The organism is Acetitomaculum ruminis DSM 5522, assembly GCF_900112085.1.
GTDB lineage: Bacteria > Bacillota > Clostridia > Lachnospirales > Lachnospiraceae > Acetitomaculum > Acetitomaculum ruminis.
The window spans coordinates 14,920-40,038 of sequence record NZ_FOJY01000012.1 but is presented as its reverse complement, the minus strand read 5'-3'; the positions used below and the strand labels follow the sequence as shown (position 1 = coordinate 40,038).

Sequence of the window (25,119 nt, the reverse complement as noted above, 5' to 3'; positions counted from 1 at the left end):
TTTGTGTTTAATTTGCCAAATTTTTGGCTTTGTTTTAAGAAAGAGAATTTGTTTTTTTACTATTTAACTGTTATTTTTACAGTTTTAGTAATGCCATTTGCGGTAATTTTTATTATTGCTTTTCCAGACCTTATGCCTTTAACCACTCCCTTAGAATTAACTGTTGCTACTTTTTTATTGGTTGATACCCATTTTATAGTAGCACTTGGTGTAACAGTAGTCTTAAGGGTAAGGGTTTTGCCTTTTTTAATTGTAGCACTCTTCTTATTTACTTTAAGAACCGGTGCCAATACATTAACAACACAGCTTGCTTTTTTACCATTGCAGATTGCTGTAATAGTTGTTTTACCTGCCTTTAACGCCTTAATTACGCCATTTGAATCAACTTTGGCAACTTTTGAATTAGAAGATTTCCATTTTACTTTCTTGCTTAATCCTCTTACGCTTGCTTTAAGTTTCTTCTTTGTTAGGGTTTTTGTATATAATGTTACCTTTTTAGCATTTAATTTGATAGAAGCTGCTTTTACAGTCACTTTAAACTCTGCAGCTTTATTTCCATCAATTGTGGTTACGGTAATTACTGCTGTACCCACTTTTACTGCTTTTACAAGTCCGTTTGCATCTACTGTAGCAATTTTTTCATTTGAGCTTGTGTAGATTACGCCTTTTTCTATAGCTGTATCTGGTGCTACAAGTGGAATAATTTTTGTTGTTGCACCTTCATACAATGATGCTGAAGTTTTCTTTAATGTTAAATCAGCTACATGTGTAAGCTCATCATAGGTTTTTTCTGATGTCTCTAATGTTTCTAATTTGCTTACTAATGCTTTTTGTGCTTCTGTTAATTTTTCATAGGCACTTCTTGCTGCTTCTATTAAAGCTTTGCTTTCTGCTGTTGCTTTTACTTCTCCGATTTTTTCTATCAGTTCGTCTACAGCTTTTGCACTTTCTTTATCTTTTGCCTCTTCTTCAAGCTTTTCATAGGCTTTTTCTGCTGTTTCTAATGTTTCTAATTTGCTTACTAGTGCTTTTTGTGCTTCTGTTAATTTTTCATAGGCACTTCTTGCTGCTTCTATTAAAGCTTTGCTTTCTGCTGTATATGTAACATTTCCGATAGCTTCAATGAGTGCATCCACAGCTTTTGCTTCTGTTTCATCATTATTTTCCTGTGGAAGCTCCTCTACAGTTCCGTTTGGTGAATAGAACCAGGACACTACATCACCATTTTTTAATGTGTATGCATTAGCATAAACATCTGCTAGTACACCATTTACTGTGTACATCCAGCCACTCATTTCTCCCTCATCAAACTCTGCGAGTCTGTAACCGTCAGGTGTTGTGATGGCAGAAATATAATTTGAGCTGCCTTCATAGGTATAGTGATTTGCTTCAAGCATTTTTTTAAGGAGTTCCATAACTGTAGTTCCTTCTTTAACTGTAACATTGGCATTTGTAAACCATGTTTCAAGTTTTGAATAACTACCCTCTCCAAGTTTTTTATTTCCATAAATTCCAAAACTTACATTAATATCCTGTTTCTCTGTTCCAGGATCTTCACCATCTGTACCTAATACCAGTACATCAACTGATACAGGCTGTCTGTATAATTTTGCAAAATCCTCATTTTCAGGATATTTCTTTGCATATTTTCCAAATTCACCACTTGTTAATAATGATTTAATATTAATTACAGTATTGTATTGTGGTGTTTTGTATAATTTCAGAGAATTTTCTCCGATAATAGCATCATTACTTGTATCAAAGTAATGTCCTGAATCCAAAGGTACATCAGGATTTAACTCATCTAAAATAATACCATTTCCGATTTTTTCTTTGTAATTTCTTGCGTAGAAAAGATTTCCATTTTCGCCAAATCTTACTTCCTGGAAACTGCGCATATCTTTTTCGATATGATTTATATCGCTGTTTTCTCCAAGAATTGCATTGGAATAATCTTTCTTTGCAGCTTCCATGAGTCTGATAGTCTCATCGATTTCACTTTGTGCAATCGGCTTTAATGTAAGATTAAAGGTCTTTGTTACACTAAGGGCTGTATTGTCCTTGTCGGTCATTTTAATTGTAAAGGAAGCCTTTTGTGCTTCTTCACCCGGTAATGGTCTATAGACGCTTATTCTGTAGCCAAACACCTCAAGGTTGTCAGTATTGGCTATAGCTTCATATTTGTAATTTCCACTGATTCCTGTTTTTCTTGATGTCAAAAGCTGAATATCGTCATCAACTGCATCTGCAACCAAAGGTGTACCTGCATAGAAGTTGGTGAGTTTTTCCATTGTATAATTGTCATCAAGTTTTTTCTGCATTTCTTCCAGGATTTCTTTTGTATCAATTCTGGAAACTGTTACATCATAATCTTTTGTAAGTGTAATGGCTTCTGCATCAGACTCTGTCTGAATAAATGTGAATGTAGCAGTAAGTTTTACTGTTTTATCTACATCTGTTCTTGATACTTTTGCATTGCAAGTAGTTGGTAATACTCCTGTTGGTGTTTCTATTGCAATTACGCTTTCATCTGATGATTCCCATTGTACAGTTACATAAGAAGCATCATTAAAGCGAATAGGTAATGTAATATCTGTAGTTACTTTATCTAATGAATCATTTTCTCCCTTAATTGAATCCGGTGTAACTTTATCTACTACATTTGTTTTTACCTGTGCTTTTACCTTGTCTATATCCCAAGGAATATTAATCTGTTTTTTTAGGTCTGTTTTTGCAGTTTTATATATTAACTCAAAGTTAGCTTCCCAATATGCTGTTTTTTGCCAGAACATACCAGGTTTATTATTTAAATCATAGTTGAGGTAGGTTATGTCTCCATTTTTGGCAATTCCGGCACAGTCTGCAATTGAAACTGATGAACCGGCTACATTTGCACTGGCAAGTTTTACCTCTACTCCTTCAAAGCCTTTGCTTTCTATTTCATTTTTCAGATATTCACAAATATTTGTATCTTTTCCATATACAGGAGTAAATGTACCATAAGCAAACTTACTTACAACATTATTTAAGTATTCTACATCAGCTGCATCAGGTTCTTCCTGTTTTTCAGGAACCTCAACTGCCTTTCCGTCATCGCTGTAAAACCACTGAACAACATCTCCGGCTTTTAATTTATACTGGTTTGCATACACTCCAGGTATTTCACCATTTACTGAATACATCCAGCCGCTCATCTCACCATTGTCTTTTTCAGCCAATTTAAGACCTTCCGGGGTTGTTATTGAGCTTATGTAGCTATCGCTTCCTTCAAAGGTGTAATTGTTATCTGCTAAAATCTTCTTAAGAAGTTCCATTACTGTATCATCTTCTTTTACAGTAACTTCTGTCTGGGTAATCCACCAAAGATATGCATCATGAGGGCCATCTTTGTGTAATGTATCTCCTGAAAGGGCAAATTTAACCTGAATATCCTGTTTTTCAAGATTTGGATCTTCACCATCAGTTCCCAGTACTGTAACATCTACTGATACCGGCTGTCTGTAAAGCTTTGCAAAATCTTCATTTTCTGGATATTTCTTTGCATATTTTCCAAATTCTCCACTTGTAAGCAATGAATTGATTGTTACTTTAGTGTTATATTTTGGAGTGCTAACTAATACAAGGCTGTTTGTTCCTAAAATTGTTGTATCGCTTGTATCAAAATAATGACCGGTATTTAAAGGATCTGTTGTATTTAATTCGTCTAATATTATTCCTGTTCCGATTTCATTACTTTTTGTTCTTGCATAATAAAGATTTCCACTTTCATCATATCTTACTTCAAAAAAGCGTTTCATATTTTTTGTAATATGATCTATATCTTCATTTTCTCCAAGAAGAGCATTTTTATAATCTTCTTTTGCTGCATTCATAAGTTTTGCTGCTGCATCTAATTCACTTTGCTCAATTGGTTTTAAAGTAAATTCGAAATCTTTTGTGACACTAAGAGCTTTATTGTTCTTATTTGTCATCTTTATAGTAATTTTAGCTTTTGTTGCTTCCTGTCCAACTAACGGTCTGTAAATACTTGCTCTATAACCTGAGATTTCTACATTATCGCTGTCTGAAAGTACTTCAAAGGTATAATCACTGTAATTATCAACGCCGGTTTTTCTACCTGATACAAACAAAATGTCTTCATCTACTGCATCTGCATTTATTGCATTTCCACTGTAGAATCCCTTTAATTTGTCTGTTGTGTAATTATCGTCTAACTGTTTTTGCATCTCTGCCATAATTTCCTGGGCATTAACAGCTTTAACAGTTACATCAAAATCCTTTGTAATGGTAATATCTTTTGAACCGTAATCAGTTTGTGTAAATTTAAATGTAGCAGTAAGTTTTACTGTTTTATCTTCTGTCGGTCTTGATACTTTTGCATCACAACTTGTAGCTCCATAACCTGAAGCTTCTTTTATCGCAATCACATCACTATCAGATGAAGTCCACTTCACATCTACATAAGAAGCACCATCAATTGCTACAGGTAATTTCATATCTTCTTTAACTGTATCCAAAGACTCGTTATTACCTTTTATAGTATCTTCTGTTACTTTGTCTGCTGCGTTTGTTTTTAACTGGTCTTTGATTTTTTCTTCGTCCCAGTTAAGATTTACTCTTTTTGTAAATTCTGCTGTGGCAGTTTTGTATGTAAGCTTGAAATTAGCATTCCAATAAGCAATTTTTTGCCAGAAAGAGCTTGGTTTGTTATTTAAGTCATAATTTAAGTATTTTAAATCACCATTTGCCTCAATTCCTGAATAATTTTCAAGGGCAGAAGATGTATTATCTATGCTTGCTGAAATAAACTCAACTCCTACATCTTCAAAACCTTTACTCTTGATTTTTTTATTAATAAATTCAACTATATTGGTATCTGTTCCGTATTCAGGAGTAAATGCACCATATCCGAAGGAATCCTGAACATTTTTCAAATATTCTACATCTGCTGCATTCGGCTCATCAGCCTGTTTTTCTCCATCAGTACCGGTTACTTTAAATGTAGTTGTTACTTCCTGCTGATATAATTTTGCAAAATCTTTATTATCCGGATATGCAATAGCATATTTTTCAAATAGCTCGCTGGATAATAATGCAGATACAGTTACATTGGTATTATATTTTGGTGTAGCAACATATTTTAATGTACCAGATGCTATAATGTCTTCATTATCAGATTTAAAACTTTCTACCTTAACTCCTATTCCAGAAGATTGATTTTTGTTTTTAGCCCAATTAACATTTCCTTCTGAATCATAAGAACCTGAATAGATTGTTGCCAGGTTTGTAGTAATATTTTCAGCATCTGTATTAGTTCCTAATAAACCAGTTTTTAAATCAGCTTTTATTTTCTCTATAAGAGCTGCCTGTTCATCTATTTCTTCACTGGTAATCGGTTTAATTGTAAATTTAAGGTCTTTAGTTACATAAAGCTCTTTATTATTTCTATCCTCTAATTTTGCAGTTACTGTAACTACCTTTGATTCTTCTCCTGGTAAAGGTCTCATTATATTGACATGAAAACCGTTTACAGTAGTATCTGTAGATGTAAAAGATATTTTGTAACCGCTACTGTCAGGCATTTTACTCTTTTTAAGACTAGGAAAATTAAAATCACCTGTAATGGCATCTTTATCCATCTTGCTTCCGGTATTAAAATCCGTTACACAGCTTTCCGGATAATAGGTGTCAAGTTTTTCCTGCATTTGTGCAAGTACGCCTGCTTTATCAATTGCTTTTACCGTGACTACAAATTTCTTTTCTATGGATATTTCTTTGTCAGAATAATCTGTCTTGTTAAATTTGATATTTGCTGTCAAAGTTACATCTGTGTCTTCATCAGGCTGTGTTATCGTTCCTTTTGAAAAATCATCCCATGAATATCCTGTTATGGCAATTACATTTTTATTTGAAGAAGTCCATGTAATATCTGCAAATCCGGCTCCACTTACAGAATTTGGAAGTTTAAGATTTTCTTTTACTTCATCAAGATTTTCGTTATCACCTTTTATATCATCTTCTGTAATTTTATCAGCTATTTTTGAAGTCAGTTGCTCTTTTACCTTGTCTTCATCCCATTTTACATTTACCTGTTTTACTAAAGTAGTTTGAGCATTTCCTTTTTTAAGCTTGAAGGTTACATTTATTCCTGCATACTTCTGATTATTCATTTTTGAATAATTCTCAAGGTCATAATTCAGGTAATTGATTGTTCCATCACCTGCTATTGATGCATAGTCTTTTAATACTTCTGATGTTGATGTGTATTCTGTATTTTCAATTGATACTTCAACACCTTCATACCCCTTGGCTTCTATTTTTGATTTAAAAAAGTCAATGGCATTTGTATCAGTTCCATATACAGGACTTAATGAGCCATATGAAAAAGAATCCTTTACCTTATTTAGATATTCAAGATTCTCGGCATCTTCCTGTGTTGACTGGGATGTATCATTGGATAAATTATCATCCTGGGTTTCTGACGCCATTGTTTGATTGTTTTCTGCAGCATACGAGGTCAACAATGCTTCAGGTGTAGAAGATGTTGTCATCATCAAAGCTGCAAGAACCAAAGCTATCCTTTGCTTATTTTTCATATAATACCTCCATTTAACAAATCTCAAAGAATAAATATCAGGGATTTATAAATAAAAAAGGTCACAATATCCCTCTAAAGAGATATCATGACCCGAATACGCCAAATACTTACTCTCCAACCAATCATAACTCAAGTAGGCTTCCTGACTTTCGCTTATGCGACTACAGTGGCGGTAACCGTACAGGACTTTGACCTGTTCTCCTTTTAACTCCAAATACACAGAGACTTGACATTTATAATTCTGTTACTAAATAATAATAACCCTAGGTTTTTAATTAGTCAATCTTTTTTTATTTTTTTTTAATATTCTTTTTTTTAATTTTTTCTTTATTATTCCGATAAACTATTCAGAAACGAATATATAATTTTATTTATGATATCATCCTAAATCTGCTTGGTTTGGCAGCATTTATTGTAAATGGTTGTATTTTTGTTTTATGTGGAGATTTAAAGGATTATATAACATTATCAAGGAGGATATAATTATGTCAGTCAATGAGGAAAACATTGAAATGATATTTTCTGCCGTAGTTAATAATGCTGGCAGAAATTTTGTTTCTGTGCGATTTGAGAGAAATGGCACCGATTTTGTGGAAGCAAAAGTTCCTTCCTGTGAAATTGTTGAAAGTAAAGGGTTTTCAACGGATGAGTTATCGATGATAAGATATTATCTTAAAGAAAATACAAACGACATTATCTCCAAATCAAAAGCTATCACAAACATCAAACACTGGTTTTAGTTTTTCGGAGAGTGATTTTATGTGTGGAAGATACTACATTGACGAAGGTGTAATTAAGCATATAACAGAAAACTTTAAGTATGAGGAAGATGTTGCTCACTTTCCAAGTAAGGATATACATCCAGGTGACAAAGCACCTGTCATTATGAGTGTAGATGGAGAGCTGAAGGCCTGCATCCAAAGATGGGGTATTGTAGGTAATTGTTCAAACGGTATTATATTTAATGCCCGTTCTGAAAACGTTTTAAACAAGGCGATTTTTAAAAAGGCTATAAAAAATCGCCGTGCAGTGGTTCCTGCCAAATGTTTCTTCGAATGGTCATTGTACAAGGAGAAATCAGCTTTTTTCAGTACATCAGAAAATCTTTTGTACCTGGCGGGATTCTACGATTTATTTGATAACGAAGCACACTTTGAAATTTTAACTACCAAAGCAAACTCTTCTGTAGAAAAAGTGCATGATAGAATGCCGGTTATTATCTCGGAAGAAGAAATTTACGCTTGGATAAATAATCAAAAATTACTTAGGAGTTTTCTTTATAGGCAGCAGGTTGATCTCGAAAAACAATCTGAAGTTCATCAGATGGAATTTGATTTTTCTGCAAGAATACCAAGATTTAAATGACTTTTGAACAAAAGGGATAAGCTTTTGTTCATCAATAATTACAGCAGACAAAATGTTTGCATTTTTAAAAAAATGACTCAAAACCAAGGGTTGGTTCTTTTATTAAGAGCCAATCCTTTTTTTGCTTTTATAATAAAAACTGACCATTGCCTCACAATAAGCAAGGCAATGGTCAGTTTTTATTATAAATTATTTTGATATTTAATCTTCAAAATTTAATTCGCCATCAGAAGATATTATATTATCTTCAAATCCATCATCGTAATCAAGGATTTCATCTTCTTTTTCGTCACAGTCCAATTTAACTGACTGATAACGCTTCATACCTGTTCCGGCAGGAATCAGTTTTCCGATGATAACATTTTCCTTCAAACCTACAAGTGGATCTATCTTTCCTTTTATGGCAGCATCAGTAAGAACTTTTGTTGTCTCCTGGAATGAAGCGGCAGAAAGGAATGAATTAGTGGCAAGGGAGGCTTTAGTGATACCTAAAAGGATACGTTTACCTTCTGCCTCTTCTAACTCTTCATCTCTCATCTTTTTATTTGCATCTTCAAAGTCCATTAAATCAACTAATGTTCCAGGAAGGAACTCTGTATCTCCATTATCTTCAACTCTGACTTTCTTAAGCATCTGTCTAACAATAACTTCGATATGTTTATCATTGATTTCAACACCCTGAAGTCTGTAAACTCTTTGAACTTCTCTAAGCATATAATCCTGAACAGCTCTGATTCCCTTAATTTTAAGGATATCATGTGGATTTACACTACCTTCAGTAAGTTCATCACCGGCTTCAATTTCATCACCGTCAAATACCTTGATTCTTGAACCAAATGGAATAAGATAAGCCTTTGAATCACCTGTTTCGTTGTTTGTTACAACAACTTCTCTCTTCTTCTTAATATCTCTGATTTCAACTTTTCCGGCAAATTCAGAAATAATAGCAAGTCCCTTAGGTTTTCTTGCTTCAAAAAGCTCCTCAACACGAGGAAGACCCTGTGTGATATCATCACCGGCAACTCCTCCGGTATGGAAGGTTCTCATGGTAAGCTGTGTACCAGGTTCACCAATGGACTGAGCAGCTATAATTCCAACTGCCTCTCCAACCTGTACTGCCTCTCCTGTTGCCATATTTGCACCATAGCATTTTGCACAGATACCATTATGGGATCTACAGGTAAGAATAGTACGAATCTTAACCTTTGTAAGAGGGTTGCCATTCTCATCTACTCCCTTTGCCATAACTTCGGCAGCTCTGTTAGGAGTAATAATGTGGTTAGCCTTTACAATTATATTTCCATTTGCATCTACAAGATTGTCACAGGCATATCTACCGGTAATACGCTCCTGAAGTGATTCAATTTCTTCCTTACCATCCATAAATGCAGTTACATACATTCCAGGAATCTCTTCTCCTTCTTCCACACAATCAATCTGTGAAATAATAAGCTCCTGGGATACATCAACCAAACGTCTGGTAAGATATCCTGAATCGGCTGTACGAAGAGCTGTATCTGAAAGTCCCTTACGGGCTCCATGAGCTGACATAAAGTATTCAAGTACATCAAGACCCTCACGGAAGTTTGATTTAATAGGAAGCTCGATAGTACGACCTGTAGTATCTGCCATAAGTCCACGCATTCCGGCAAGCTGTTTAATCTGCTTATCAGAACCACGGGCTCCTGAATCGGCCATCATCTTAATGTTGTTATATTTATCAAATCCCTCAAGAAGTACCTTTGTAAGGTCATCGTCAGTCTTTTTCCAGGTTTCAACAACTTCTTTATAACGCTCCTCGTCTGTAATAAGTCCACGCTTGAAGTTTCTTGTAATTTTATCAACAGTATCCTGTGCTTTCTTTATCATTTCCGGTTTTTCCGGTGGAACGGTCATATCGGAAATTGAAACGGTCATGGCTGCTCTTGTTGAGAATTTGTATCCTATGGATTTAACATCATCAAGAACTTCGGCAGTCTTTGTAGCACCATGATTGTTAATTACTTTTTCAAGAATCTGTTTTAATTCTTTCTTTTTAACAAGAAAATCAACTTCTAAAACAAATTCATTTTCAGGAATAGATCTGTCAACATATCCCAAATCCTGAGGTAAAATTTCGTTAAATAAGAGCTTTCCTACTGTAGTAACAATTATTCCACTATGTACAGTACCGTCTGGATGTTTCTTTGTCATACGCACTTTAACTTCTTCGTGGAGGGTAATTACTCTGTTTTCATAAGCTAAAATAGCTTCATTTTTACTCTTATAAAATTTGGGATTTTCGTTATCTTCTATCTTCTTTCTTACCTGTGTAAGATAATAAATACCAAGAACCATATCCTGTGAAGGAACTGCTACAGGGCCACCGTCTGATGGTTTTAAGAGGTTGTTTGGTGAAAGAAGAAGGAAACGGCATTCTGCCTGTGCTTCAACAGTAAGTGGAAGATGCACAGCCATCTGGTCACCGTCAAAGTCAGCATTGTAAGCTGTACAAACAAGCGGATGAAGCTTGATAGCTTTTCCTTCTACAAGTATAGGCTCAAAAGCCTGAATACCAAGTCTATGAAGTGTAGGGGCACGGTTAAGCATAACCGGATGCTCTTTAATTACATCTTCTAAGACATCCCATACTTCTGTCTGAAGTCTCTCAACCATTTTCTTGGCATTTTTAATGTTATGAGCTGTTCCATTGGCTACAAGTTCTTTCATAACAAAAGGTTTAAAAAGTTCTATAGCCATTTCTTTTGGAAGTCCGCATTGATATATCTTCAACTCAGGACCAACAACGATAACTGAACGTCCTGAGTAGTCAACTCTCTTTCCAAGTAAGTTCTGACGGAAACGACCGCCTTTACCTTTAAGCATGTCAGATAATGATTTAAGAGCTCTGTTTCCAGGTCCGGTTACAGGACGACCTCTTCTTCCATTATCAATTAAAGCATCTACAGCCTCCTGAAGCATTCTCTTTTCATTTCTTACAATGATATCAGGTGCTCCCAAATCTAAAAGTCTGCTTAAACGGTTGTTTCTATTAATAATTCTTCTGTAAAGATCATTTAAATCTGATGTAGCAAATCTACCACCGTCTAATTGAACCATAGGACGAAGATCCGGTGGTATAACAGGAATTACCGTCATAATCATCCATTCAGGTTTGTTTCCTGATTCACGGAAGGCTTCAACAACCTCTAATCTCTTAATAATACGAGCTTTCTTTTGTCCACTGGCTGTTTTTAATTCGGTACGAAGTTCTCTTGCATCTTTTTCAAGGTCTATAGCTTTTAAAAGCTCTAAAATGGCCTCAGCTCCCATACCTACTCTGAAAGTTCTACCATATTTTTCCCTTGCCTCCTGGTACTCTCTTTCAGAAAGAACCTGTTTGTAAGCAAGTTCTGAAATATCTGACTCAAGTACAATATATGAAGCAAAATATAATACTTTTTCCAAAGTTCTTGGAGAAAGATCAAGTATAAGTCCCATACGGCTAGGGATTCCCTTGAAATACCAGATGTGGGACACAGGGGCTGCAAGTTCAATGTGCCCCATACGCTCACGTCTAACGCTGGCTTTTGTAACCTCTACTCCGCATCGGTCACAAACAACGCCTTTATAACGAATTTTCTTGAACTTTCCACAATGGCATTCCCAGTCCTTGCTTGGTCCAAAGATTTTTTCGCAGAATAAACCGTCTTTTTCCGGTTTTAATGTTCTATAGTTAATGGTTTCAGGCTTTCTTACTTCTCCCTTTGACCACTCTCTGATTTTTTCAGGTGATGCTAAGCCAATTTTAATGGCATCAAATGAAATTGGTTGATATGTTTCATTATTTGTTGTTCCTGGCATGCGCTACTCTCCTTTTCTAATCATTAAGATATGGATTTAATCCAAGTCAAGGTCTGGATTTATGCCTATAAAATCGGAGTCATCAGCATCATCAAAGTCATCATCTGAATCTTCTTCCTCAACTTCTTCCAGCTCGCCTTCTGTGTTGAATTCCTGTTTTGAAAATCCATTGAAGGACTCACTGTTGTCAAATGCTGCATAATCCTTTGAATCTCCTTCAATCAAGGAGTTAAAGCTTGTATTGGTTTCTTCGAGGTTTTCCATTATTTCCACTTCTGAACCGTCTTCTTTAAGAACTCTTACATCAAGTCCCAATGACTGAAGTTCTTTAAGAAGAACCTTGAATGATTCAGGAACTCCCGGATCAGGAATATTATCTCCTTTAATAATAGCCTCGTATGTTTTTACACGTCCGATTACATCATCAGACTTAACGGTAAGGATTTCTTGAAGAGTATAAGCTGCGCCATAAGCTTCAAGAGCCCAAACTTCCATCTCTCCAAAACGCTGTCCACCAAACTGTGCCTTACCACCAAGTGGCTGCTGAGTTACAAGTGAGTATGGACCGGTTGAACGGGCATGGATTTTATCGTCTACCAAATGGTGAAGTTTCAGGTAATGCATGTGTCCGATTGTTACCGGTGAATCAAATGGTTCTCCTGTACGTCCGTCACGAAGCTGAACCTTTCCGTCTTTGTTTATTGGAACGCCTCTCCACAATTCTCTATGGGCTTTGTTTTCATCCAAGAATCCCATTACTTCAGGACGAAGGGTGTCCACATATTTATCATAGAATTCATCCCATTCAAGATTTACATAATCATTTGCCAGTTCAAGGGTATCCTGAATGTCAATCTCATTTGCACCGTCAAATACAGGTGTGGAAACATTAAATCCTAAAGCCTTAGCTGCAAGACTTAAATGAATTTCAAGTACCTGTCCTATATTCATACGAGAAGGCACACCAAGAGGGTTAAGTACGATATCCAAAGGACGACCGTTTGGAAGGAATGGCATATCCTCCACTGGAAGAACTCTGGAAACAACACCCTTATTTCCGTGACGACCAGCCATCTTATCTCCTACTGAGATTTTTCTCTTTTGAGCTATATAAATTCTAACTGACTGATTTACTCCAGGTGGAAGTTCATCTCCGTTTTCTCTTGAGAATACCTTGGCATCAACAACAATACCATATTCTCCATGAGGTACCTTCAAAGAAGTGTCTCTTACTTCTCTGGCTTTTTCGCCAAAAATAGCTCTTAAAAGGCGCTCCTCAGCTGTAAGCTCTGTTTCGCCTTTAGGTGTAACCTTACCAACTAATATATCACCGGCCCTTACTTCAGCACCGATTCTTATAATACCTCTTTCATCAAGGTCTTTTAATGCATCATCACCAACGCCCGGAACATCTCTTGTAATATCTTCCGGTCCAAGTTTGGTATCTCTGGACTCTGCATTGTATTCTTCTATATGAACGGATGTGTAAACATCATCCTGAACTAATCTTTCGCTTAAAAGAACAGCATCCTCGTAGTTATAACCTTCCCAGGTCATAAATCCAATAAGAGGATTCTTTCCAAGGGCAATTTCACCGTTTGATGTGGAAGGACCATCTGCAATTACATCACCGGCTTTTACTGTCTCACCTTTAAATACAATAGGTTTTTGATTATAGCAGTTTGACTGGTTACTTCTTGCAAACTTAGTAAGTTTGATAACTTCACGTTCTCCGTCATCATAACGCATCCAAATTTCTTTTGAAGTCGCTCTTTCAACTACACCGTCTTTTTTTGCTACTACACAAACACCTGAGTCAACTGCTGTTTTTTCTTCCAGACCTGTTCCGACAACAGGAGCTTCTGTTGTAAGAAGCGGAACTGCCTGACGCTGCATGTTTGATCCCATAAGGGCACGGTTAGCATCATCATTTTCAAGGAAAGGAATAAGGGCTGTAGCAACTGAGAATACCATCTTAGGTGATACGTCCATATAATCAAACATACCTTTTTCGTATTCCTGTGTTTCAGCACGATAACGTCCTGATACAGAGTTTCTTACGAAATGTCCTTCTGCATCTAAAGCTTCATTAGCCTGAGCAACATGGTAGTTATCTTCCTCATCTGCTGCCATATAAACAACTTCATCTGTTACCCTAGGGTTTTTAGGATCTGTCTTGTCTATTTTTCTGTATGGAGCTTCAATAAATCCATACTCATTTATCCTTGCATATGTAGCAAGGGAGTTTATAAGTCCGATGTTTGGGCCTTCAGGTGTTTCAATAGGACACATTCTACCATAGTGAGAATAGTGTACATCTCGAACCTCGAATCCGGCACGATCTCTTGAAAGACCACCAGGACCAAGAGCTGAAAGACGTCTTTTATGTGTCAGCTCTCCTAGAGGGTTATTCTGATCCATAAACTGTGACAACTGTGAAGAACCAAAGAATTCTTTAACAGCTGCAGTTACAGGTTTTATATTAATCAGACTCTGTGGGGAAATAGTTCCCAAATCCTGAGTCTGCATTCTTTCTCTTACAACTCTTTCAAGTCTTGAAAGACCTATACGATACTGATTCTGAAGGAGTTCTCCCACAGCTCTTATTCTTCTGTTTCCAAGATGGTCGATATCATCCTTGTTTCCAAGGTCATATTCAAGGTGCATATTATAGTTTATGGAAGCCATAATATCTTCCTTGGTAATATGTTTAGGAACAAGATCATGGGCATTTTTCTTGAGTTCTTCAAGAAGTTCTTCATCTGTAGCATTTTCTTTTTCATTATGCTCTTGAAGAATTCTTTCAAGTACCGGATAATATACAAGCTCTTTGATACCAAGTTCTTCCGGATTACAATCAACATATTCTGTAATATCAACCATAAGGTTAGAAAGAACCTTAACATTTCTATCCTCGCATTTAATCCATACAAAAGGAGCAGCAGCATTTTGAATAGCATCAGCAAGTTCTGCATTTACAACCGTTCCTGCTTCTGCAAGAATTTCTCCGGTGTTTTCATCAATAACATCTTCAGCTAAAACACAATTTCTGATTCTGTTTCTAAGAGCTAATTTTTTATTAAATTTATATCTTCCGACTTTAGCAAGATCATATCTTCTAGGGTCGAAGAACATATTTGATATAAGGTTTTCGGCATTGTCTACATTAAGAGGCTCTCCTGGACGAATCTTTTTGTATAACTCCAAAAGTCCTTCTTCATAGCTTGTAGACGGATCCTTCCCAAAGCTTGCAATAATCTTTGGTTCTTCTCCGAAAAGTTCTATAATTTCTTCATTTGTACCTACTCCAAGGGCTCTGATGAATACCGTAATAGGCACTTTTCTGGTTCTGTCAACACGTACATAAAATACGTCATTGGAATCTGTTTCGTACTCAAGCCAAGCACCTCTGTTAGGAATAACGGTACATGAATAGAGTTTTTTACCGATTTTATCATGAGCCACTGCATAATATATTCCAGGTGAACGAACAAGCTGACTAACAATAACTCGCTCAGCTCCGTTAATGACGAAGGTTCCTGTTTCCGTCATCAATGGAAGATCTCCCATGAATACTTCATGATCGTTAATTTCGCTTTTTTCTTTGTTAAAAAGTCTGACTTTAACTTTTAACGGTGCAGCATAGGTAGCATCACGTTCTTTGCACTCTTCAATTGTGTATTTCTTGTCATTTTCACATAATTGAAAGCTTACAAAGTCTAGACTCAAATGACCGGCATAATCAGAAATTGGAAAAATATCTTCAAAAACTTCTTTTAAGCCTTCTCCAAGAAACCATTGATATGAATTCTTTTGGACTTCAATTAAGTTTGGCATTTCCAATACTTCATTACGACGTGAATAACTCATTCGAACACTTTTACCGGATTTTTCCGGATGTATTCTGTTTTTCTCCATTGACGTTTCACCTCTCGTTTTTGTGTTATATTGATAATTATGTTAGAAAGAACTAGTTTTTATCAGTTCATAATTGTATATTTTGTCCTATTGTAAAAGTAGCCTCTCATAATGTATTATTAATTATGGTAGGAATCCATATGAATCTCGAATTAAAATTCAGCAATGTGTTAATATATCAATTTTAACCTTGCTTCTTTGTTTATCCGGACATTATCTGTCCATGCATATCAAGCTTTACTATGAAACTCCTTATAGTACTTGGGTGAATGAAACATAATTTCACAAGATTTAGGCACACATTTCCACAATAGTGCATTTTCCATACTATCATAGAAAATATGACCTGTCAAGAATTTTTTGTTTTAATATAGATTTGATTTTGTACTACCTGAAACCCTATTTCATAAACTCAAATGATTAATCAAGAAAGCACCTCGCAAAATATTACGAGGTGCATGTTTTTGTATTTAATACAGGAATTATTTAAGAGTAATCTTAGCTCCCTGCTCTTCAAGCTTAGCTTTGATATCTTCAGCTTCTGCTTTTTCAGCTCCTTCTTTGATAACCTTAGGAGCACTATCAACTAATTCTTTAGCATCTTTTAATCCTAAACCTGTTAACTCACGAACAACTTTGATAACTTTAACTTTGTTTGGTCCAACTTCTGTTAATTCAACATCAAATTCTGACTGTTCTTCACCAGCTGCTCCTGCATCTGCTCCTGCTGCTGCTACAACAACACCAGCTGCTGCTGAAACTCCAAATTCTTCCTCGCAAGCTTTTACAAGGTCATTTAATTCTAAAACTGTTAATTCTTTTATAGCATCAATAATTTCTGCTGTAGATAATTTTGCCATTTTTGTACCTCCAATTAAAATTTTGTATTCAACTACCTTTCGCAAAATCGGTAGTCCTTATTATTAAACAATCGATTAAATATAATCACTTTAAATCATAAGCATATCTTATGCTTCTTCACCCTTAGACTCTGCGATCTGTTTAACAACACGAGCAAAGTTTGCGATAGGTGACTGAATACTTCCAAGTAATTTGGAAAGAAGTTCTTCTCTTGATGGAACAGTTGCGATAACCTGCATTCCAGCTGCATCGTAAAGTTTTCCTTCAACGATACCACCTTTAATTTCAAGTTTAGGGCTAGTCTTTGCAAATTTTGCAATGATACCTGCTGCAACTGTAGCATCTGTCTTTGAAATAGCTATAGCACTAGGTCCGTCTAAAAGTCCATCTAACTGTGCACAATCAGTTCCTTCAAACGCTATTTTCATCATGGTGTTTTTATATACTTTATAAATAACACCTGCTTCTCTAAGCTGTTTACGAAGTTCTGTATCTTCAGCAACTGTAAGACCACGGTAATCAACTAAAACTACAGAAGCTGCATCTTTGATGTTCTCAGCGATTTCTTCAACGATAGGTTTCTTTAATTCAACCTTTGCCATATTTACACCTCCTTAAATATTATTTCTCGTACGCTTTAATAAAAAAGCCGCTTTGTATACGCAAAGCGGCAGGAGATTCAATAAACTAATACTATATTAAGTAGTTCTTAAATCCTCGGCAGGTAATAAATTTATGCTTTCGCACCTGCTGTCTTCGGCATACGAATGGTATTCTACACCATTCATTATATTTTGTCAATCTTTTTTATTATTAGTTTTGCTTATGCTACACTGACTATTTGACTGTAAGCTCCAAAAATTTTTTTATTTCGAGAATCTGTTTTATAGGATCTTATTCTTAAATAAACCGGATTTCCATTATAAATATCCGCCATTGAATAATAACAGGTATTTCCAACATAATTTACAAATTTACTTTCAAAGCCAGCTGAATATGAATATAAAATTTCATAACCATCTGCATCCTTTTCATTAAACCTAACAATATCTACTGAATTAAGATATTTTGTGGCATATTTTATTTTTGTAGTGGAAAGAGAAATTTTTTTCCACTTCGCATATAAGATAATATCTTTTGCACTTTTCTTTGATATAAAAGTAACTTTAGAATACTTTTTGAAACTTTTTGTGCTATACCAACCTTCAAAACAATATCCGGCTTTTGAAGGATTTTTCAATATAATTTTAGTTCCTTTATTATAAGTCACAGGATTTTTTGTGGAATTTTTTCCTCCTTGGAGTTTGTATGTTATTTTGTAATTTTTTTCCCATTTAGCATATAAATTTAAATCTTTTGAACACTTTTTAGGAATGAAATTTATTTTTGATGATGCTTTAAAATCCTTCGTTGTATACCAGCCTAAAAATTTATAACCATTTTTATCAGGTGAATATAATTTTGTTTTCTTTTTCAATGCTACAAAAGAGCTGATATTCTTACTGTTGTTTTTTCCACCATTTAAATAATAGTTTACCCTATAAGGAACTGTTAATTTAAATTCCGCATTCAGGTCGCTTCCATCCCTTGTCATTGCCCTAATGATAACAGTACCGGGAGCTTTTGCCAAAACAACAGCCGACATTGTGTCTTTTGTTCTTTTAACTTCTGCTATTTTTTTATTAGTACTTTCCCAATAAATATCACTGAATATTCCAGCATTTTTCTTTGTTGAAAGTTTTATTGTGTATTTTTTGCCTCTTTCTAAATTTTTACTCTTTACAGGCATTTTTAAAGAGGTATACCCTTTTATTAAATCATATTCTACCTTGATTTTTCCTTTATAATTATATAAACCAGTAACTTCTAAGCTACCTTTCTTTTTCTCATAATCCATTTTAAGAGAATCCATGTCGACATAAAATTCTTCTTCAGAAATCTCAGTATTTAATTCTTCATCATACAAGGTGACATATTTTTCAAAAGGAAATTTCACATAGTATATATCAGGATAATAGGCAACTGCAGGCATTGATGCCTTTATCATACCCTTCGAAATATCTTTGGGTTGAATTATAATTTCAAGATTTGCACTATTTCCAAATTTGTCTTTTGCTTCTATTTTTGCAAAACCTGTCTGCTTAACCTCTACTGTATTATTTTCATCTAATGAAATCGCCGAATAATTATCTTGAACAATTTCAAATTTTATATCAGCATCTTCATTTTCTTTTCCATGTGTATAGGATTTTGCCTCGATTTTATATGGCGAGTCTCCATAAGTTAATTTAAGCTTATTTCCACAATTAAATATTATTTTGTTTCCAATAGAATTAAATGTTTCCTGTCTGCTTCCCTTGTATTTTCCAATACCTTCTATTGTTAATGTACCCTGAGTTTTATCGCCATTGTAAAAAACTGCTCCAATTTTATAATCTACACCTTCTGCAAGTTTTTCTCCTGAAGAAATATCGATTATATAAATATCATCTGCAGTTGGTTTTGTATTATCATTTACATAATCAATACCTTTTATTACAGCCTTAACATCCTGTGCACTAATATCTTTATCCGAAACAGACAAAGGCTTTGTTTTTTTTGTAAAAGCTTTTATTCTGGCACTTCCAGAACTGGTATATTCTGATAGAGCAATATCTTCCCACTTACCATCTGTAAAAATAAAGCTCTGATTTTCTTCAACTTCATTGTGGCTGTCGCAATACCCATAATTTGTATCACAATCGTATAATATGCTGGCTTCATTATAATTCTTATAACCTACCGTCAATTTTACCACCACTGCAAACTGGCTTCCCTTCTTTAAAGTCACCGGTTTGTCCAGGGGAATTGTATGGATACCTGCATAGCTTTCATGGCCCTTTGTAGTTGAAAGTAATGCTCCACTGACAGGATTTTGAGGTTCTTTCAATTCACCATAAATTGATATCTCATAATCCTGATTAACTCCTTCTGTGGCAAATGAACATGCCTCAATTGTTTCAGCCTCCGAATCTCCCATAATTGTATAGACATTTGCCGCCATTACTTCACCATTTTCGCCATAACAACACGCCTGGGAAATACCACCGTCATATTGATAGTTGTAATCATAATTGTCAGTTTTTTCAAAATAATTTGATATAATGTGTTCAGATGATAAGTTAGCATCCTCATATGATAGATAAAAATTCCCTTCAGAATCTGCAAGAACACCATTTACTCCCCAACTGTTTCTTACTATCCAGGCACCAGAAATATCTGGTTGGGTAGAAAAATTAGAAATGTCATAGTTATCATCCCATCCGATAATTGTAATCTCATGCCCCGTTCCATCGAGATAATTAGGAGTATAAAATGAATGTGTGTTTTCATTTATGTAACGATAGTGTCCATTTGAATCATCATCCCAGTCCACTACTATTCTTGCTGATACAGCTCCATTTTTCAAAATTTCCTGCTTTATTTCATTTTTATCATCATAATTTAGCCAATTTGAATTCTGCATATGCAGTTCAACATCATTTGTATCAAAATTAGAAAAATCTTCTTTGACATTATCCAATGTCCAGTCTTCGTCATAATATTGAAGCATTTTTTCATAACTTACCGGTGCTTTAGATTCATCATATATTCCTCTCCAGGAACTTAAAAATAAGCTTAAACTAATAGCATTTGATCCATTATTTAATATTTCATCCCATCCACCATTTCCAGCAATACAATAATCACCGGCCAGAAGCTTTAATTCATCTTCATGGCCTTTTGTATAAATTGAATATGCTAGTAACAATTCTGAAAAATCAATATTATCTTTTGTATAAATTCCATTTTCGTTTCCTATTCCGGCATTATTGGTATTTTGTATTAAAGTATCCACTTCTGCCAAAAGAATCCCGGAAAAAGCCCAGCAAGTTCCAAAGCTTTTTTGATTTTTAGCCACCGGCACTACTGAATCCGGACTAATATATTTCTCAGGAAGAACTGTAGCTTTAAAACAGGTCCCATCTTCTTGAATAAGACTATTATCATCATCATTTCCATGAATACTTTGAATTTTCAGATTGTCCCTGTAACTTCCATTTTTTCTAGGGCTAAAATCATCGTCATTTGATTTTTCCGAAATATCTTCCTTTGTTTCCTCTGTTTTTTCAGTTTGTGATACTTTTTTACTTTCACCTAACGGCGCAGCTTGTAAATCAACATTTATACTTCCTACTGCCAAAAAGACAGAAAATATAAATGCCACAACTCTTTTTTTCATAATTTCTCCTTTCGCTAATAAAAAGTTCCCCTAATTTAATTATTATATCAATTTTTTGTAACAAATATCATTGATAAAATCTTAATTTTTGGGCATCAAATTTTTTAGTAAAGCGGACATTCGGAATCCGCTTCGCTACTTCCTCATGAACGCGGTGGCACTTTGTGCCACTTGTCAGAAGGGGCTTTAACCCCTTCTGACACTAGTAAGCTTATACCCCCGCTTAAAGCTTACGCTTTTGAAGCGGGGGATTGCTTTACACTGCGTTCAAAAAAAGTCGCCATAATTACGAAAAATCCCGTAATTATGACGACTTTAGTTTATTATTTAGATGTTTCTAATTAGAAAGCAAGAGTATTAACTTTTACTCCAGGACCCATAGTAGGTGTTAATGTAACACTCTTTAAGAATGTTCCTTTTAAACTACTTGGTCTTGCTTTAATTAATGCATCCATAAGCGTCTGGAAGTTGTCGGCTAATTGTTCCTCTGAGAAGGAAGCTTTTCCGATTGGCACGTGAATAATATTTGTTTTGTCTAATCTGTATTCGATTTTACCGGCTTTAATATCATTAACAGCTTTTGTAACATCCATAGTTACAGTACCTGCTTTAGGGTTTGGCATAAGACCTTTAGGTCCAAGAACTCTACCAAGACGTCCTACAACACCCATCATATCAGGTGTAGCAACAACTACGTCAAAATCAAGCCATCCATCGTTTTGAATCTTTGGAATAAGTTCTTCTCCACCTACGAAATCAGCACCTGCTGCTGTAGCTTCGTCATATTTATCACCTTTAGCGAATACAAGAACTTTAACTGACTTACCTGTTCCATGTGGAAGAACAACTGCTCCACGAATCTGCTGTTCAGCATGACGTCCGTCACATCCTGTTCTCACATGAGCTTCGATAGTCTCATCAAACTTTGCAACTGCAAGTTTCTTTACAAGGCTGATAGCCTCATTTGGTTCATATGTTTTAGTGCGGTCAACATTTTTTGCACTTTCAACGTATTTCTTTCCGTGTTTCATTTAATTACCTCCTGTGGTATTATCGGGAGTAAAACCCTCCCACTGTTTACTTTTTGAAATTAATCAACTACTTCGATACCCATGCTCTTTGCAGTACCTTCAATCATTCTCATAGCTGCTTCTATACTTGCAGCATTAAGATCAGGCATCTTCTCCTCAGCAATCTTTCTAACATCGTCTTTAGAAATCTTTGCAACTTTTTTCTTGTTTGGTTCACCTGAACCTGATTTAAGATTGCAAGCTTTCTTTAAAAGAACTGCTGCAGGTGGAGTCTTAGTAACAAAGCTAAAACTTCTGTCTGAGTAAACGGTAATTACAACAGGAATAATTGTATCACCTTTATCTGCGGTTTTTGCGTTGAATTCCTTTGTAAACTGTACAATGTTTACACCGTGCTGACCAAGTGCCGGTCCAACAGGTGGTGCTGGAGTTGCTTTTCCAGCAGGAATCTGTAATTTAATGTAACCTTCTACTTTCTTTGCCATATTGGCACCTCCTAAATATTGTGGTACGGACATATCGTCCGGGGTTCGGCTCAAAGACGGCCTCCCACTTTGCAAAGATAAATCTGAATCTTTGCTTTAATTTCTAAAGTTTTTTTACATCTGAGAAACTGATTTCAACCGGAGTTTCTCGACCAAACATATCAACATTGATAGTAACGCTTTGCTTGTTGAAGTTAATCGATTGAATGACACCTTCTGTGCCTTCCCAAGCGCCGTTTGTTACTGTAATGCTATCTCCTTCCGTGAAGTCTATTATAATCTCTTTATCCATAATACCAAGATTTTTCATTTCTTCATCGGTAAGAGGAACCGGCTTGGACCCAGGACCAACAAATCCTGTAACTCCTCTTGTATTTCGAACTACATACCAGGTGTCGTCATTCATAACCATGTTAATTAGTACATATCCCGGAAAAAGTTTCTTTTTCACTGTCTTTTTAACATTATTTTTTATCTCAACTACATCCTGGAGCGGTACTCTTACTTCAAGGATCTGTTCTTCCAAGTGTCTGTTCTCAATAGCCTTATCAATGTTGGCTTTCACCTTATTCTCATAGCCTGAATAAGTATGAACTACATACCAGTTTGCTTCTGACATACAATCACCTTTTTCTATAAATTAACCAGAATATCTATGCCATACTGTATTGTAAAATCCAGCATAGCGATAATTCCGCCCAAAATAATAGATACGATGCTTACAGCAACTGTCTGTTTGATAACATCCTTGCGGTCCATCCAAATGATTTTATTGAATTCGGCCTTTACTCCATCAAACCAGCTCTTTTTTTGGGTTTTTTCTCTAATGTCTCCCATTTCTGCCTCCATTCGTACCTTCTTTATGCAGGGATACGGCTATCATGCAGTATTAAACTGCTATTACTTGGTTTCCTTGTGTAAAGTATGAGTTTTGCAGAACTTGCAATACTTTTTTGTTTCCATCCTGTCAGGATGATTCTTCTTTTCTTTTGTCATGTTGTAGTTTCTTCGCTTGCACTCAGTACACGCCAATGTGATTTTAACACGCACAACTTCCACCTCACTTCATAAAATTCTAAATTTGTCTCTTTTTTATGTCATTTTATAGGTCATTTATTGGAATTTAGGCATAAAAAAAAGACCTACTTCCATCGCTCATCCAATATAACACATTTCCATTACAATCGTCAAGTTTTTTTATGAATGTTTTATTTGCAAATTTTACTTTTCGTGTTATACTGATTATAGGTGATTTTGTCTTTTTTTATAAAACGATTGAAGTCGCTTCATATAATAAGGGAATTATATTTCTACGATATGGAAATTTAAATAAGGGTAAGTAAGAAGTTAAAAAATATTTTGAAAAAAACTTGATAGTCTATATATTCTTATATAGTACGTTCGAGTCTGTCTCTCATTAGGGAAAGGAGGGCTCAACTATGCCGGCGTTATTAGAAGCTTACAGTTATTATTTATCTCCGTATACCAGAAACATTAAAAATAATCGTTACGATTCACACAAAAAAAGTGAGCTGCGTGTCCAATACAATAATATGGTACGCTATAATACAAAAGCGCCTGTATACATGTATAACCGTTCTAATTCTATTGCCAATTTTGCAATTACAGTAAAAGAAAGTGCCCGTGAATTAAAGAACACTATAAGCGAGTTCTCAGACAGTTTTTCCCTTGAAAGTGGTGCTTTTACCCAAAAGGCCGCCAAGTCAGATAACGATGATGTGGTTTCTGTGCGCTATTTAGGCACAAATGCCCAGGCTGAGGCAGAAGATTCCCTTAAAGAGTTCAATGTTTCTGTAAAAAAGCTTGCCACACCACAGGTTAATCTCGGTCGTTTCCTTCCAAATGATAGGATTAATTTAAATCCTGGAGATTACAGTTTAAATATCAATATAAACAATATGAATTACGAGTTTGAATATGCTATATCTGAAGAAGATACCAATTATACTGTTCAAAACCGTATTGCCGGAATGCTAAACAAGGCTTCTATCGGTATTGATGCTGTACTTGTCAGAGATGCCAACAACAATACCTCCATTAAACTTGAATCCTTATCCACAGGTAAATTGGAAAACGGGAAACAGATTTTTACGATTAGTGACGGAAGCAGCCAGAATAAAGGATGTACCGACTATTTTGGTCTTGATAATATCATTCAGAATTCTGATAACTCTGAATTTACTTTAAATGGAAATACCCATAATTCCAAATCAAATACTTTTACTGTAAATAACCTTTTTGAACTTACATTAAACAATACAAGTCCGAAAGGGGCAGAGCCGGTATCCATTGGATTTAAAACTGATGTTGATTCATTAGTTGACAATGTTGATTCCCTTATTAAAGCATATAATAATGTTATAACAACAGCCGAAAGTTTCGCCAACGAACAAAGCGGTACCAAAGATATTATCAAAGATATGGTGAGTGGCATTTCTTCATTAAAGGCTTCTCTTGAAGATATAGGCATAAGCTTTGGCGAAGACGGAAGTATTGATGTGGATAATTCCAAGATTGCCACCATAGCTTCAGAAGATTCCGGAATGGATGCTGTTTGCGACACCATGAAATCATTAAAAAAATCTATTGAAAATGAAGCAGATTCCATGTTGATGGATCCTATGCGTTATGCTCAAAAGACCTTGTGTTTTTATAAGAACCCAAACAGAGTATTTGCAAATCCTTATATGGTTTCAATCTACAGCGGCATGATTTTCAATAGCTATTGTTAAAAAT

14 protein-coding genes, 1 riboswitch and 1 other annotated feature are annotated in these 25,119 nt (G+C 35.2%); of the genes, 3 read left to right on the top strand and 11 right to left on the bottom strand.

The window, feature by feature from the left end:
- Positions 1 to 59: 59 nt before the first annotated feature.
- The gene (locus tag BM153_RS08820) at positions 60 to 6,596 is read right to left on the bottom strand and encodes a DUF4430 domain-containing protein (protein ID WP_092872844.1); all 6,537 of its coding nucleotides are present in this window, start codon (positions 6,594 to 6,596) and stop codon (positions 60 to 62) included.
- 119 nt (positions 6,597 to 6,715) lie between these two features.
- A riboswitch (cobalamin riboswitch) is annotated at positions 6,716 to 6,843 on the bottom strand.
- 240 nt (positions 6,844 to 7,083) lie between these two features.
- Here BM153_RS08820 and BM153_RS08815 point away from each other — a divergent pair.
- Both BM153_RS08815 and BM153_RS08810 read left to right on the top strand, forming a co-directional pair.
- Positions 7,084 to 7,338: a hypothetical protein gene (locus tag BM153_RS08815; RefSeq protein ID WP_092872842.1), complete on the top strand. Its 255-nt coding sequence runs from the start codon at positions 7,084 to 7,086 to the stop codon at positions 7,336 to 7,338.
- A gap of 19 nt (positions 7,339 to 7,357) precedes the next feature.
- Positions 7,358 to 7,963, top strand: a complete 606-nt coding sequence (locus BM153_RS08810) for an SOS response-associated peptidase family protein (RefSeq protein ID WP_092872840.1) — start codon at positions 7,358 to 7,360, stop codon at positions 7,961 to 7,963.
- A 201-nt stretch (positions 7,964 to 8,164) separates the two neighbouring features.
- On the opposite strand, the gene rpoC is transcribed toward BM153_RS08810, so the two are convergent.
- The 10 genes from rpoC to rpmG all read right to left on the bottom strand — a co-directional run bounded on the left by rpoC (position 8,165) and on the right by rpmG (position 23,412).
- Complete coding sequence (rpoC, locus tag BM153_RS08805; RefSeq protein WP_092872838.1) at positions 8,165 to 11,806, bottom strand: DNA-directed RNA polymerase subunit beta'; 3,642 nt, start codon at positions 11,804 to 11,806, stop codon at positions 8,165 to 8,167.
- 36 nt (positions 11,807 to 11,842) lie between these two features.
- A complete protein-coding gene (gene rpoB, locus BM153_RS08800) occupies positions 11,843 to 15,724 on the bottom strand; it encodes a DNA-directed RNA polymerase subunit beta (RefSeq protein WP_092872836.1) in 3,882 nt (1,293 codons plus the stop codon).
- Positions 15,725 to 16,206: 482 nt separating this feature from the next.
- On the bottom strand, positions 16,207 to 16,584 hold the full coding sequence (gene rplL / locus BM153_RS08795) for a 50S ribosomal protein L7/L12 (RefSeq protein ID WP_092872834.1): 378 nt from the start codon (positions 16,582 to 16,584) through the stop codon (positions 16,207 to 16,209).
- A 108-nt stretch (positions 16,585 to 16,692) separates the two neighbouring features.
- Entirely contained in the window at positions 16,693 to 17,187 is a 495-nt protein-coding gene (gene rplJ / locus BM153_RS08790) for a 50S ribosomal protein L10 (RefSeq protein ID WP_092872832.1), read from the bottom strand.
- A 31-nt stretch (positions 17,188 to 17,218) separates the two neighbouring features.
- Positions 17,219 to 17,363: a sequence feature (ribosomal protein L10 leader region), on the bottom strand.
- Between the two features lie 45 nt (positions 17,364 to 17,408).
- Entirely contained in the window at positions 17,409 to 20,846 is a 3,438-nt protein-coding gene (locus BM153_RS08785) for a lectin like domain-containing protein (RefSeq protein WP_092872830.1), read from the bottom strand.
- Positions 20,847 to 21,187: 341 nt separating this feature from the next.
- The gene (gene rplA / locus BM153_RS08780; protein ID WP_092872828.1) at positions 21,188 to 21,877 is read right to left on the bottom strand and encodes a 50S ribosomal protein L1; all 690 of its coding nucleotides are present in this window, start codon (positions 21,875 to 21,877) and stop codon (positions 21,188 to 21,190) included.
- A 59-nt stretch (positions 21,878 to 21,936) separates the two neighbouring features.
- Entirely contained in the window at positions 21,937 to 22,362 is a 426-nt protein-coding gene (gene rplK, locus BM153_RS08775) for a 50S ribosomal protein L11 (RefSeq protein ID WP_092872826.1), read from the bottom strand.
- Positions 22,363 to 22,465: 103 nt separating this feature from the next.
- Positions 22,466 to 22,981, bottom strand: coding sequence for a transcription termination/antitermination protein NusG (gene nusG / locus BM153_RS08770; protein WP_092872824.1), 516 nt, complete (start codon positions 22,979 to 22,981; stop codon positions 22,466 to 22,468).
- A gap of 14 nt (positions 22,982 to 22,995) precedes the next feature.
- Positions 22,996 to 23,211, bottom strand: coding sequence for a preprotein translocase subunit SecE (secE, locus tag BM153_RS08765; protein ID WP_330392048.1), 216 nt, complete (start codon positions 23,209 to 23,211; stop codon positions 22,996 to 22,998).
- 51 nt (positions 23,212 to 23,262) lie between these two features.
- Positions 23,263 to 23,412 carry a 50S ribosomal protein L33 gene (rpmG, locus tag BM153_RS08760; RefSeq protein WP_143088293.1) on the bottom strand — a complete coding sequence of 50 codons (150 nt, stop codon included), beginning with the start codon at positions 23,410 to 23,412 and terminating at the stop codon, positions 23,263 to 23,265.
- Between the two features lie 389 nt (positions 23,413 to 23,801).
- Here rpmG and fliD point away from each other — a divergent pair, with 389 nt between their 5' ends.
- Positions 23,802 to 25,115: a flagellar filament capping protein FliD gene (fliD, locus tag BM153_RS08755; protein ID WP_092872820.1), complete on the top strand. Its 1,314-nt coding sequence runs from the start codon at positions 23,802 to 23,804 to the stop codon at positions 25,113 to 25,115.
- The last annotated feature ends 4 nt before the right edge of the window (positions 25,116 to 25,119 follow it).